Origin of the sequence: Serratia sp. Nf2 (assembly GCF_003028435.1) — a bacterium.
In the GTDB taxonomy this organism is placed as follows: Bacteria; Pseudomonadota; Gammaproteobacteria; order Enterobacterales; family Enterobacteriaceae; genus Serratia; species Serratia marcescens_L.
In genome coordinates this window covers 228,842-242,607 of record NZ_PYTW01000004.1, presented here as the reverse complement: position 1 = coordinate 242,607, position 13,766 = coordinate 228,842, and the positions used below count along the sequence as shown (strand labels likewise).

General features: G+C 60.7%; 11 protein-coding genes. 5 read left to right on the top strand and 6 right to left on the bottom strand.

All coding sequences use genetic code 11. From position 1 onward, the window contains the following. Positions 1-28 precede the first annotated feature (28 nt). From degS to zapG, 3 genes are all read right to left on the bottom strand, one after another. Positions 29-1,087, bottom strand: coding sequence for an outer membrane-stress sensor serine endopeptidase DegS (degS, locus tag C9411_RS11405; RefSeq protein ID WP_063988603.1), 1,059 nt, complete (start codon positions 1,085-1,087; stop codon positions 29-31). 88 nt (positions 1,088-1,175) lie between these two features. After that, the gene (gene degQ / locus C9411_RS11400; RefSeq protein ID WP_107227086.1) at positions 1,176-2,546 is read right to left on the bottom strand and encodes a serine endoprotease DegQ; all 1,371 of its coding nucleotides are present in this window, start codon (positions 2,544-2,546) and stop codon (positions 1,176-1,178) included. 181 nt (positions 2,547-2,727) lie between these two features. After that, the gene (gene zapG, locus C9411_RS11395) at positions 2,728-3,129 is read right to left on the bottom strand and encodes a Z-ring associated protein ZapG (RefSeq protein ID WP_004937074.1); all 402 of its coding nucleotides are present in this window, start codon (positions 3,127-3,129) and stop codon (positions 2,728-2,730) included. Positions 3,130-3,360: 231 nt separating this feature from the next. Here zapG and zapE point away from each other — a divergent pair, with 231 nt between their 5' ends. From zapE to sspB, 5 genes are all read left to right on the top strand, one after another. Beyond that, a complete protein-coding gene (gene zapE, locus C9411_RS11390) occupies positions 3,361-4,488 on the top strand; it encodes a cell division protein ZapE (protein WP_107227085.1) in 1,128 nt (375 codons plus the stop codon). A gap of 264 nt (positions 4,489-4,752) precedes the next feature. Continuing rightward, a complete protein-coding gene (rplM, locus tag C9411_RS11385; protein ID WP_004937079.1) occupies positions 4,753-5,181 on the top strand; it encodes a 50S ribosomal protein L13 in 429 nt (142 codons plus the stop codon). A 15-nt stretch (positions 5,182-5,196) separates the two neighbouring features. Then, the gene (rpsI, locus tag C9411_RS11380) at positions 5,197-5,589 is read left to right on the top strand and encodes a 30S ribosomal protein S9 (protein ID WP_004937080.1); all 393 of its coding nucleotides are present in this window, start codon (positions 5,197-5,199) and stop codon (positions 5,587-5,589) included. Positions 5,590-5,914: 325 nt separating this feature from the next. Beyond that, a complete protein-coding gene (gene sspA, locus C9411_RS11370) occupies positions 5,915-6,556 on the top strand; it encodes a stringent starvation protein SspA (RefSeq protein WP_063988752.1) in 642 nt (213 codons plus the stop codon). 5 nt (positions 6,557-6,561) lie between these two features. Then, positions 6,562-7,062 carry a ClpXP protease specificity-enhancing factor gene (gene sspB / locus C9411_RS11365; RefSeq protein WP_004937084.1) on the top strand — a complete coding sequence of 167 codons (501 nt, stop codon included), beginning with the start codon at positions 6,562-6,564 and terminating at the stop codon, positions 7,060-7,062. A 63-nt stretch (positions 7,063-7,125) separates the two neighbouring features. On the opposite strand, the gene C9411_RS11360 is transcribed toward sspB, so the two are convergent. The 3 genes from C9411_RS11360 to gltB form a co-directional block, all read right to left on the bottom strand. Continuing rightward, on the bottom strand, positions 7,126-7,605 hold the full coding sequence (locus C9411_RS11360; protein WP_107227084.1) for a hypothetical protein: 480 nt from the start codon (positions 7,603-7,605) through the stop codon (positions 7,126-7,128). A 164-nt stretch (positions 7,606-7,769) separates the two neighbouring features. Further along, on the bottom strand, positions 7,770-9,188 hold the full coding sequence (locus C9411_RS11355; protein ID WP_063988608.1) for a glutamate synthase small subunit: 1,419 nt from the start codon (positions 9,186-9,188) through the stop codon (positions 7,770-7,772). Between the two features lie 14 nt (positions 9,189-9,202). After that, positions 9,203-13,663: a glutamate synthase large subunit gene (gene gltB, locus C9411_RS11350; RefSeq protein WP_107227083.1), complete on the bottom strand. Its 4,461-nt coding sequence runs from the start codon at positions 13,661-13,663 to the stop codon at positions 9,203-9,205. Between the last annotated feature and the right edge of the window lie 103 nt (positions 13,664-13,766).

The following is a 13,766-nucleotide window of genomic DNA, read 5'->3' as shown; positions in this document are numbered from 1 at the left end:
GGGCCGGCTATCAATGCCGGCCCTTTTTTTAATTGCTGTCTTCCGGGAATTCACCCACCGTCATTTTCAATGTAATACGCTTGCCGTCGCGCAGCACGATGACCGGTATCTCGGTGCCCGGCCTGATCTCCGCCACCTGGTCCATGGTCTCCAGCACGGACACCGCCGGTTTGTTATCCACGTTGATGATGATGTCGTTGATCTGGAAACCGGCGCTGCTCGCCGGGCCGTTCGGCGTAATTTCGGTCACGATGATGCCCTGCAGGCGATCGATGCCGGAGTTGGACGAGCGCAGTGGAATAATCTCCTTGCCCTGAATACCGAAATAGCCGCGGATCACGCGGCCGTCGCGGATCAGCTTGTCCATGATTTTGGTGGCCAGTTCGATCGGAATGGCGAAGCCGAGGCCTTCCGGCGTTTCGCCATCGGTGATTTTGTCATAGGTCAGGGTATTGATACCGATCAGCTCGCCCAGCGAGTTGACCAGCGCGCCGCCGGAGTTGCCGCGGTTGATTGAGGCGTCGGTCTGCAGGAATGTTTGCCGGCCGGTGGTGCTCATACTGATGCGCCCGGTGGCGCTGAGGATACCCTGAGTCACGGTTTGCCCCAGGTTATACGGGTTGCCGATCGCCAGCACTACGTCGCCGACGTGGGCAACGCGGTTTTTGTTGGTCGGGATCACCGGCAGGTTGCCGGGATCGATCTTCAGCACCGCCAAATCGGTCAGGCCGTCGGAGCCGACCAGCAGCGCTTCGTAGCGGCGGCCATCCTGCAACACCACGGTGATCTGCTGGGCGTCTTTGATCACGTGGCGGTTGGTGATGATATAACCGCGCTCGTTCATGATCACGCCGGAACCGAGCGACAGCACGTTGGTGGCGCCGTTCAGGTTGCGGTTGTAGATGTTCACCACGGCGGGTGCGGCGCGGCGCACCGCCTTGTTGTAGCTCACCGGTGTTTCGTCGCTGGTATTCTCGGTTTTCTCTGCAAACAGGCCGTTGGAAGAGCGCAGCATGGGCAGGGCGACCAACAGCAGGCCGGCAACGATGAGACCGATAACGACGGAACGCAAGAGCTTAGCAAACATGGAGTTTTCGTGGTGTGGTGAACGATGTTCGGAGGATAGCATGAGTTAACCGGGCGCAGTATGTCACCGAGCCCGGTTTTTGCACAAATTAACGCAGCAGCAGATAAATGGTTTCGTTACCGCGCACGATATTGAGCGCCATCACCGGTGGTTTGGTTTCCAGCACCTTGCGCAGCGCGGTGATGCTGTCCACGCGCTGGCGGTTGACGCCGATGATCACGTCGCCTTTTTGCAAGCCGATCTGTGCCGCCGTCGAGCCTTTATCCACGTTCTCCACCTTCACGCCCTTGTCGCCAGTCGGCAGTGCGCCATTGCTGAGGGAAACCCCCTGCAGCGCCGGCGACAGCGTTTCGGCGTTGGTCGAGGCGCTCTCGCTGTTGTCCAGCGTGACCGAGACTTCCTGCGGTTTGCCATCGCGCAGCAGGCCCACTTTGAGGGTTTTGCCCGGTGCAGTGGTGCCGACTTTGGCGCGCAGCTCGGCGAAGCTGTTCACCGGCTTGCCGTCGACGGAAACCAGAATATCCCCGGCTTTGATGCCGGCCTTGGCGGCGGCGGATTTCGGCAGCACTTCGCTGACGAAGGCGCCGCGCTGCGCGTCGGTGTTGAAGGCTTTGGCCATGTCCGGGGTCATTTCACTGCCCTTGATGCCAAGCAGACCGCGTTTCACTTCGCCGAATTCAATCAGCTGCTGGCTCAGGTTCTGCGCCATATTGCTCGGAATGGCGAAGCCGATGCCGACGTTGCCGCCGCTCGGCGCCAAAATGGCGGTATTGATACCGATCAGTTCGCCGTTCAGGTTAACCAATGCGCCGCCGGAGTTGCCGCGGTTGATCGAGGCGTCGGTCTGAATGAAGTTTTCCAGCCCCTCCAGATTCAGGCCGGTGCGGCCCAGCGCCGAGATGATGCCTGAAGTGGCGGTTTGGCCCAGGCCAAACGGGTTGCCGACCGCCACGGCGAAGTCGCCGACGCGCAGCTGGTCGGAATCGGCCATCTTGATGGCGGTCAGGTTTTTGGTGTCGCTGAGCTGCAGCAGAGCGATGTCGGATTGCTCATCGCGGCCGACCAGCTTGGCGTCCAGTTCACGGCCGTCGTTCAACTGCACGCGGATTTTATCGGCGTTGTTGATGACGTGGTTGTTGGTCAGCACGTAGCCTTTGGCAGCGTCGATGATGACGCCGGAACCCAGCCCTTCAAACGGGCGGGAGCTCTGCTGCTGGCCGGGGAAATTGGGGCCGAAGAAGCGTCTGAACTCTTCCGGCAGCTGTTGACGCTGCACCTGGGTGCCTGCGACATGCACGCTCACTACGGCGGGCAAGACTTTTTCCAGCATCGGCGCCAGGCTCGGCAGCGGCTGCCCCTGAACAGCGACGGGCAGGGCCGCGTTGGCCACCGGTACAGCGCTGAGCGCCAGGCCGAGGCTCATTGCCAATGCACTAAGAATTAAAGACTTTTTCTTCATTGATGATAACTCTCTCAATACCTGCCGATGAAAATTTGATGATAAGGCAATCACCTTGTCATAGTGAAGGGTAAGACCGTGAATTTGCGTGCAAAGTTCAGTAAAGGTAATGCGAAGGAAGGTCAATAAGGCACAAAGGGGGAATAAACCCGCGGGTGGCCCCGCGGGCGAAGAAGGGATATCAGTCGCGGCGCGCGCTTTGGCCGCGCAGCAGGCCGGAGGCGCCTTCCGAATAGTCGCGCGGCATTTCCACCGGCGCCTGATCGTTGTCTGCTTCCGCTTCGGTCAGGCGATAGCGGAACGGGTTCTCCTGCATCGGCAGATCCGGCAGCAGGTTGTTGGAGCTTTTCGCCATGTGCTGATACAGCTGGCGATAGTCGCGAGCCATGTTGTCCAGCAGCTCGGCGCTGCGGGCAAAGTGGCCGACCAGCTCCTGACGGTACTCTTCCAGCTCGGTTTTGCTCTTGTCCAGCTCGTTCTGCAGGACTTGTTGTTGACGTAATTTACGGTTGCCAAAACGCATCGCCACCGCACCAATCACGATACCGACGACCAAACCAATCAGCGCATACTCCCAGGTCATGATGACTCCTATTTTGACTTCGTTGTTCCGCAGGGATTTTTCACTTAATAATATCCACTATAACCGTTAACCTTGTCCGAGTGGAATCCTGATGCGCTTCCACCTAATTTTTACAGGGTTTTCAGCGGCGCCCGCAGCGGGCATTTGTGGCGATAACGGTGCGAATCGGCATCAACTTGCCGCCAACGTTGGCTAAATAATTTCTAAGCGTTCTTAGGGAACATCGAACAGATGCAGGCACTATCACCGTTATCTCGCTACCAGCAGGCGCTGGACGCGGGGGAATATCAGGCCGATGAGGTTCAACGTCGGGCCATGACTCAACTGGATCGCATTTATCAGGCCCTGCTGCAAAAGCCCGCGGCGAGCGCGCCGGCCGGCGGGCTGCGCGGCAAGCTCAGCCGTTTGCTGGGCAAGGGCGGCGAAACGGCGCCGCAGCGTCCGGTGCAGGGGCTGTATATGTGGGGCGGCGTTGGGCGCGGCAAAACCTGGTTGATGGACATGTTCTTCCACAGCCTGCCGGGCGATCGCAAAATGCGCCTGCACTTTCACCGCTTCATGTTGCGAGTGCATGAAGAGCTGACCGAGTTGCAGGGGCGGGAAAACCCGCTGGACATCGTTGCCGACGGCTTCAAGGCCGAGACCGATGTGTTGTGCTTCGACGAATTCTTCGTGTCCGACATCACCGACGCCATGCTGCTGGCCACGCTGCTGCAGGCGCTGTTCGCGCGTGGTATCACGCTGGTGGCCACGTCGAACATCCCGCCGGACGATCTGTACCGCAACGGCCTGCAGCGGGCGCGTTTCCTGCCGGCTATCGATCTGATCAATGAGTACTGCGACGTGATGAACGTCGACGCCGGTATCGACTATCGTCTGCGTACCCTGACCCAGGCGCACCTCTACCTGACGCCGCTGAGCGACCAGACGCGCGAGACCCTGGATCGGATGTTCGTCAAGCTGGCGGGCAAGGCGGGGGAGGACGCGCCGGTGCTGCAGATCAACCATCGGCCGCTGCAGGCGATCCGTTCGGTGGACGGCGTGCTGGCGGTGGATTTCCACACGCTGTGCGAAGAGGCGCGCAGCCAACTGGACTACATTGCGCTGTCGCGGCTGTATCACAGCGTGATCCTGTATAATGTGCAGGTGATGGGGCCGTTGAAAGAGAATACTGCGCGCCGCTTCCTGGCGCTGGTGGACGAATTCTACGAGCGACACGTCAAGCTGGTGATCGGCGCCGAGGCGTCGATGTTCGAGATCTACCAGGGGGAGCGGCTGAAGTTCGAGTACCAGCGCTGCCTGTCTCGCCTGCAGGAAATGCAGAGCGAAGAGTACCTTAAGCTGCCGCATCTGCCCTGAGTCCGCCGGGCCTATCGCCGGTTGCCTGCCGCCGGCGATAAATTTATTTTCCATTCAAAAACCGTTCGATCTTTGTGAGCGACTTCTCTATAATCTTGCGACCCCACGTTACAACAAAGTTTTTTTTCCCAAAAACTTTATAGTGCCGGCAATGGCTATTCGAAGGGGTAGGTTTGCTGGACTTGTATGGTCGTGTGAGCCTCAACTGTTTTCGAGCGTTTGGGTGTTCACCAACGTGTAACTAATTATTGGGTAAGCTTTCTAATGAAAACTTTTACAGCTAAACCAGAAACCGTAAAACGCGACTGGTACGTTGTTGATGCAGATGGTAAAACTTTAGGCCGTCTCGCTACTGAACTGGCTCGTCGCCTGCGCGGCAAGCATAAAGCGGAATACACCCCGCACGTGGATACCGGTGATTACATCATCGTTCTGAACGCTGACAAAGTTGCTGTAACCGGCAACAAGCGTACAGACAAAGTGTACTACCACCACACCGGCCACATCGGTGGTATCAAGCAAGCGACCTTTGAAGAGATGATTGCCCGCCGTCCTGAGCGCGTGATTGAAATCGCGGTTAAAGGCATGCTGCCAAAGGGCCCGCTGGGTCGTGCTATGTTCCGTAAACTGAAAGTTTACGCGGGCACCGAGCACAATCACGCGGCACAGCAACCGCAAGTTCTGGACATTTAATCGGGATTAATGGCAATGGCTGAAAATCAATACTACGGCACTGGTCGCCGCAAAAGCTCCGCCGCTCGCGTCTTCATCAAGCCGGGCAACGGTAACATCGTTATCAACCAGCGCAGCCTGGAACAGTACTTCGGTCGCGAAACTGCCCGCATGGTAGTTCGTCAGCCGCTGGAGCTGGTCGACATGGTTGGCAAACTGGACCTGTACATCACCGTTAAAGGTGGTGGTATCTCCGGTCAAGCTGGCGCTATCCGTCACGGTATCACCCGTGCACTGATGGAGTACGATGAGACTCTGCGTTCTGAACTGCGTAAAGCTGGCTTCGTCACCCGTGACGCTCGTCAGGTTGAACGTAAGAAAGTCGGCCTGCGTAAAGCACGTCGTCGTCCGCAGTTCTCCAAGCGTTAATTTTCGCTGCCTCGGCAGTGCGATTTACGCAAAAAACCCGGTGCTTCACCGGGTTTTTTTATGCCTGAAATCCGCCGTCCCCGACTAAAATCTGTGGCATATCAGACAATTCAACATGAATTCGCCGCACCGCCCCCACAAAACAAGCAAAATCTGGTAAACTATCACCCACTTTTGCGCCTGTTCGCCGTGCAGTTGACCTCCTGAGCCGGTTTTTCATGGGCTCGGGTCGCGCTGCGTGCTGCCGGCCTGCGGCAAGATTATTCAGGATAGCAGCCTGTCAGTTGGCTATTCGCAGTATTTTCTAGATAACTTGGAGGTTTTCATGGCTGTCGCTGCCAACAAACGTTCGGTAATGACGCTGTTCTCTGGCCCGACCGACATTTTTAGCCATCAAGTACGTATCGTACTGGCGGAGAAAGGTGTCAGCGTCGAGATCGAGCAGGTCGAAATGGATAACCTGCCGCAAGATCTGATTGACCTCAACCCCTACCAGACGGTGCCTACGCTGGTCGATCGCGAACTGACCCTGTATGAATCCCGCATCATCATGGAATACCTGGATGAGCGTTTCCCGCACCCGCCGCTGATGCCGGTTTACCCGGTTGCCCGTGGCGAGAGCCGTCTGATGATGCTGCGCATCGAGAAGAACTGGTACTCGCTGATGGACAAGATCGAGAAGAGCAGCGGTCAGGAAGCGGAATCCGCCCGTCGCCAGCTGCGTGAGGAGCTGTTGGCGATCGCGCCTATCTTCGGTCAGACGCCGTATTTCATGAGCGAAGAGTTCAGTCTGGTGGATTGCTACCTGGCACCGCTGCTGTGGCGTCTGTCGCAGCTGGGCATCGAATTGAGCGGCGCCGGTTCCAAAGAGCTGAAGGGCTACATGACCCGCGTCTTCGAACGCGACGCTTTCCTGGCTTCCTTGACCGAAGCCGAGCGTGAAATGCGCCTGCAAACCCGGGGCTAAGCGCGATGGACATGTCTCAGATGACGCCGCGTCGCCCGTATCTGCTGCGGGCGTTCTACGACTGGCTGCTGGATAACCAGCTGACGCCGCACCTGGTGGTCGACGTGACTCGCCCGGACGTGCAGGTGCCGATGGAGTTCGCGCGTGACGGCCAGATCGTGCTGAATATCGCGCCGCGCGCGGTAGGCAACCTGGCGTTGGGCAACGAAGACGTGCAGTTTAACGCACGTTTCGGCGGCGTGCCGCGTCAGGTTTCGGTGCCGATGGCCGCCGTGCTGGCGATCTATGCGCGTGAAAACGGCGCCGGCACGATGTTCGAACCGGAAGCCGCCTACGACGAAAGTGAAGGCGTGTTCGAAGGTCTGGATAATGAGACGATCCCTTCGGAAACCCTGATGTCGGTGATCGACGGCGATCGCCCGGATACCGCGGAAGATAACGGCCCGGACGATGAGCCGCCACAGCCGCCGCGCGGTGGCCGCCCGGCGCTGCGCGTGGTGAAATAACCCCGCGCGAACAAACGAAAAAGCACCCCTGGGGGTGCTTTTTTTTTGCCCGGCAGAGGCGGATCAGCCTTTCAAAGCGGCAATGCAGGCATCGCGCGGCGCGCTGAGATCGCCAACGCGCACGGTGGACAAGGCGTGGGTTGCGCGCTGGCGGAAACTGGTGATGGCGGTGTCGCCTTGCACTTCCGGCGGCGCGGTGCAAATGTCATTGAGCGGCAGATCGTTGCCTTTGTTGAGCGCCTGCAACACCGCCGCCGGATTGTAGATCAGGGCGGCGGAGAGGGCCGATTTGATGCCGGCGGTAAAGCCGGCATTGCCGCCGCCGGCCAGCTTGGGCGCCAGGGCAATCCAGCTGTCGTCCCCCAGCCTGATGCTGTTTTCCACGGCGTTGAACTGCCCGGCCTTGCCTAACTGAGCCACGACCGGCCGCGCGCCGCGTGCTTCGATATTGTAACCGACCTCCTGCGAATCCAGCGCCATGGCCGAAGTGCTGAAACTGACGGCCAGCAGTGCGCCGGCCAACAGGGAAATGGAGCATTTCATGTTCGCTATCCTTATCTCGGTGTCAGGCGCAGCCGCGCCCCGCAATGGTGCTAACTCAATACTATAGCGCGTTGAGACGGTGAGGAGAGGGGAGGTTGTTACAAAGCGTGGCAGGCTAAAACAGAGGCCCGGCAACGTGCCGGGCCTTTGGCGGTACGGAAGGTTTACACTTCCAGGTAGTTCATGATGCCGTCTGCCGCCTTGCGGCCTTCGGCGATCGCTGTCACCACCAGGTCTGAGCCGCGCACCGCGTCGCCACCGGCGAAGATTTTCGGGTTACTGGTCTGGAACGCGTTGTCGCTGCCTTCCGGTGCCAGGATGCGGCCCTGTTTATCGAGCTGCACGTCGTGCGCCGCCAGCCAGTCCATGCGGTGCGGGCGGAAGCCGAACGCCATCACCACCGCGTCGGCGTCGATCACGTGTTCGGAACCCGGCACCTGCTCCGCCGCCTGACGGCCGTTGGCATCCGGCGCACCCAGCTGAGTGCGTACCATTTTCACCCCGGCCACGCGGCCGGCGCTGTTCAGTTCGATGCTCAGCGGCTGCAGGTTGAACTGGAAGTCTACGCCTTCTTCCCGGGCGTTCTTCACTTCGCGCTTGGAGCCCGGCATGTTGGCTTCGTCGCGGCGGTAGGCGCAGATGACCTGCGTCGCGCCCTGGCGCACCGAGGTACGCACGCAGTCCATGGCGGTATCGCCACCGCCCAGCACCACCACGCGCTTGCCCTCCATGCTGACGTAAGGCTCGTGCTGCTCGGTTTCATACCCCATCAGCTGTTTGGTGTTGGCGATCAGGAACGGCAGCGCGTCGTACACGCCCTGCGCCTCCTCGTTCTCCAGGCCACCGCGCATCGACTGATAGGTGCCGACGCCGAGAAACACCGCATCGTACTCGCTCAGCAAGGTCTCCATGCTGACGTCTTTGCCCACTTCGGTGTTCAGCTGGAACTCGATGCCCATCTCGCTGAAAATGCCGCGGCGTTTGACCATCACTTCCTTTTCCAGCTTGAAGGCCGGGATACCGAAGGTCAGCAGGCCGCCGATCTCGGGATGACGGTCATACACCACCGCTTTGACGCCGTTGCGGGTCAGCACGTCGGCGCAGGCCAGCCCGGCAGGGCCGGCACCGACGATCGCCACGCGCTTGCCGGTCGGCTGCACGTGCGACATGTCCGGCTTCCAGCCCATTTCGATGGCCTTATCGCTGATGTAGCGCTCGATATTGCCGATGGTGACCGCGCCGAACTCGTCGTTCAGGGTGCAGGAGCCTTCGCACAGGCGATCCTGCGGGCACACGCGGCCGCACACTTCCGGCAGGCTGTTGGTCTGATGCGCCAGGTCCGCCGCTTCCATGATGCGGCCTTCGTTGGCCAGCTTCAGCCAGTTCGGGATGTAGTTGTGCACCGGGCACTTCCACTCGCAATACGGGTTGCCGCAGGACAGACAGCGGTCAGCCTGGGCCTTGGCCTGGGTTTCCGAAAACGGTTCGTAGATCTCGACGAACTCGATTTTGCGGATCTTCAGCGGTTTCTTTGGCGGATCAACACGCTGCAGGTCGATAAATTGATAAACGTTCTGGCTCATTAATGACCTACCTCTTACTGCGCCTGCACCCGCAGCTCGGCTGCGGAACGGCTACGGTGACCCAACAGCGCTTTGACATCGCTGGACTTCGGTTTGACCAGGGCGAACTTCGGCGCCCACTCCGGCCAGTTGGCCAGGATCTCTTCCGCGCGGGAAGAGCCGGTCGCCTGCACGTGTTCGGTGATCAGGCCGCGCAGGTGCTCCTCGTGGATCGCCAACTGATCGACATCCAGCACTTCCACCAGTTCCGGGTTCACGCGCTTGCGGAACTCGCCGTCTTCGTCCAGCACGTAGGCGAAGCCACCAGTCATGCCGGCACCGAAGTTGATGCCGGTTTTACCCAGCACGCAGACGATGCCGCCGGTCATGTATTCGCAGCCGTTGTCGCCGATGCCTTCCACCACGGTGATAGCGCCGGAGTTGCGCACCGCGAAGCGTTCGCCCGCGCGGCCGGCGGCGAACAGCTTGCCGCCGGTGGCACCGTACAGGCAGGTGTTGCCGACGATGCTGGCTTCATGGCTGCGGAAGGCGGAGCCGATCGGCGGACGCACCGCGATGCTGCCGCCGGCCATGCCTTTGCCGACATAGTCGTTGGCGTCGCCGGTCAGGGTCAGCTCGACGCCGCCGGCGTTCCAGACGCCGAAGCTCTGCCCGGCGGTGCCGGAGAAGTGCGCCTTGATCGGATCGGCTGCCATACCCTGATCGCCGTGCACGTCGGCGATAGCGCCGGACAGCATGGCGCCTACGGAGCGGTCTGTGTTGCGAATGTCGAAGTAGAAGGTTTTACCCTGCTTCGCTTCGATATACGGCTGCGCCTGAGCCAGCAGCTCTTTGTTCAACAGGCCCTTGTCGAACGCCGGGTTGCTGCTTTCGGTGCAGTACACCGCTTTGCCCGAATGCGGCGTGGCGGTTTTCAGCAGCGGCGACAGATCCAGCTTGTTCTGCTTGGCGGAGATGCCGTCCAGCTCGGTCAGGAACTCGGTGCGGCCGATCAGATCCACCAGTTGGCTCACGCCCAGCTGCGCCATGATCTCGCGGGTTTCACGCGCGATAAACTGGAAGTAATTCGTCACGCGTTCCGGCAGGCCGTGGTAGTGATCGCGGCGCAGCTTGTCGTCCTGAGTCGCAACGCCGGTCGCGCAGTTGTTGAGGTGGCAGATGCGCAGGTATTTACAGCCCAGCGCCACCATCGGCCCGGTGCCGAAGCCGAAGCTTTCCGCGCCCAGGATCGCCGCCTTGACGATGTCCACGCCGGTTTTCAGGCCGCCGTCCACCTGCAGGCGGATCTTGTGGCGCAGGCCGTTGGCCACCAGCGCCTGCTGGGTTTCCACCAGGCCCAGTTCCCACGGACAGCCGGCGTATTTCACCGAGGACAGCGGGCTGGCGCCGGTGCCGCCGTCGTAACCGGCGATGGTGATCAGGTCGGCATAGGCTTTCGCCACGCCGGTGGCGATGGTGCCGACGCCCGGCTCGGACACCAGTTTCACCGAGATCACCGCTTTCGGGTTGACCTGCTTCAGGTCGAAGATCAGCTGCGCCAGATCTTCGATCGAGTAGATGTCGTGGTGCGGCGGCGGGGAGATCAGGGTCACGCCCGGCACCGAGTAACGCAGTCTGGCGATGTACGGAGTGACTTTATCGCCCGGCAACTGGCCGCCTTCGCCCGGCTTGGCGCCCTGCGCCACCTTAATCTGGATCACGTCGGCGTTCACCAGATAGGCCGGCGTCACGCCGAAGCGGCCGGAGGCCACCTGTTTGATGCGCGACACCTTGTTGGTGCGGTAGCGCGCCGGATCTTCGCCGCCTTCGCCGGAGTTGGAGAAGCCGCCGAGGCCGTTCATGGCGATCGCCAGCGACTCGTGCGCTTCCGGGCTCAGTGCGCCGATCGACATCGCCGCGGTATCGAAGCGTTTGAACAGCGACTCCGCCGGTTCAGCCTGATCGACCGGGATCGGTTCGCCTTTCGGCGTGATGGCCAGCAGATCGCGCAGCATGGCGACCGGCCGCTCGTTCACCAGCTTGGCGTAGGCCTGATAGTCGCTGTATTCCCCGCTGTGCACCGCTTTTTGCAGCGAGTTCACCACGTCCGGGTTGTAGGCGTGGTATTCGCCGCCGTGCACGAACTTCAGCAGGCCGCCTTGCTCCAGCGGTTTGCGTTTCAGCCAGGCGCGCTTGGAAAGGTTCTGCAGATCCTGCTGGAAATCGCTGAAGCTGGCGCCGCCGATGCGGCTGACCACGCCCTGGAAGCACAGATCCGCCAGATCGCGATGCAGGCCGACCGCTTCGAACAGCTTGGAGCAGCGGTAAGAGGCGATGGTCGAGATGCCCATTTTGGACATGATCTTATACAGGCCTTTGTTGATGCCGTTGCGGTAGTTCAGCATCACGTCGCGGTATTTCTTGTCGATCGCTTGGCTGTCCACCAGCTTGGCCAGGGTTTCATAGGCCAGATACGGGTAGATGGCGGTCGCACCGAAGCCGAGCAGCACGGCGAAGTGGTGCGGATCGCGGGCGCTGGCGGTTTCAACGATCAGGTTGGCGTCGCAGCGCAGGCTTTTCTCCACCAGGCGGGTTTGCACGGCGCCAACGGCCATCGGGGCGGGTACCGGCAGGCGGCCGGGCGTGATAGCGCGGTCGGACAACACCAACAGCACCGCGCCTTCGCGCACCTTGCGTTCCGCTTCGTCGCACAGGGCGCGAATGGTCTGCTCCAGATCCTGCTGCTGCGGATCGAAGGTCAGATCGAGCGTCTCGGCGCGATAGTATTCGCCTTCCAGCGTGGTGAGCTGTTTGAAATCGGAGTACAGCAGGATCGGCGATTTGAAGCTCAGGCGGTGCGCCTGGCCTTCGGCTTCGCAGAACACGTTCATTTCACGGCCGATACTGGTGGCCAGCGACATGACGTGCGCTTCGCGCAGCGGATCGATCGGCGGGTTGGTGACCTGCGCGAACTGCTGGCGGAAATAGTCGTAAACGATGCGCGGCCGGCTGGAGAGCACGGCAAATGGGGTATCGTCGCCCATCGAACCGGTGGCTTCCTGGCCAATCTCGCCCAGTACGCGGATCACCTGATCCAGTTCTTCGCTGCTGTAGCCGAACTGTTTCTGATAGGTCTCGAGCTGCGCGTCGTCGAGCTCGCGGCTGCCGACCTGATCGTCCGGCAGATCTTCGAACGGCACCAGACGTTTGACGTTTTTCTCCATCCACTCTTTATACGGGTGGCGGCTTTTCAGATCGTTGTCGGTTTCCGCCGAGTGCAGGATGCGGCCGCTGCGGGTGTCGATCACCATCAGCTCGCCGGGGCCGACGCGGCCTTTTTCCACCACTTCGTCCGGCTGGTAATCCCAGATGCCGACTTCGGAGGCGCAGGTGATCAGCTTGTCTTTGGTGATGACATAGCGCGCCGGGCGCAGGCCGTTGCGATCGAGGTTACAGGCGGCGTAGCGGCCGTCGGACATCACGATGCCGGCTGGGCCGTCCCACGGCTCCATGTGCATCGAGTTGAAGTCGAAGAAGGCGCGCAGATCGCCGTCCATGTCCGGGTTGTTCTGCCAGGCCGGTGGCACCAGCAGGCGCATGGCGCGGATGAGATCCATCCCGCCCGCCAGCAACAGTTCCAGCATGTTGTCCAGCGAGCTGGAGTCGGAGCCGGTTTCGTTGACGAACGGCGCGGCGGCTTGCAGATCCGGGATCAGCGGCGTTTGGAATTTGTAGGTACGGGCACGCGCCCACTGGCGGTTGCCGGTGATGGTGTTGATTTCGCCGTTGTGCGCCAGGTAGCGGAACGGCTGCGCCAGCGGCCAGCGCGGCACGGTGTTGGTGGAGAAGCGCTGGTGGAACAGGCAAATGGCCGATTCCAGGCGCAGGTCCGCCAGATCGAGATAGAAGCGCGGCAGATCCGCAGGCATGCACAGGCCTTTATAGATCGTCACCAGGTTAGAGAAGCTGCAGACGTAGAAGCTGTTGTCCTGCACGCGTTTCTCGATGCGGCGGCGCGCCACGAACAGGCGGCGTTCCATATCGCGCGGGCGCCAGCCGGCCGGGGCGTTAACGAAGATTTGCTCGATGCGCGGCAGGGAGGAGAGGGCGATTTCACCCAGCACGTCCGGGTTGGTCGGCACTTCACGCCAGCCGACGATCGACAGCGTTTCGTTTTGTAGCTCTTCTTCCACGATGCGGCGGCTGAGGCGCGCTTCCTCTTCATTCTGGCTGAGGAACATCATGCCGACGGCGTAGTTCTTGGCCAAACGCCAGCCGCGCTCTTCCGCCACCATGCGGAAGAAGCGATCGGGTTTTTGCAGCAACAGGCCACAGCCGTCGCCGGTCTTGCCGTCGGCCAGGATCGCGCCGCGGTGCTGCATGCGGGCCAGCGCGTGAATGGCGGTACGCACCACCTTGTGGCTAGGTTCGCCTTCTATGTGGGCGATCAGGCCGAAACCACAGTTGTCCCTCTCTTGGGATTTATCGTACAACATATCGTGAACCTCCCCAGGCTCTGCGTGACTCTCACAACCTACTGCGAGGGGGCTTCCCAATTTCAGGCAGAAGTCCAATCAGCAAGTTAACCCCGCCAATCTG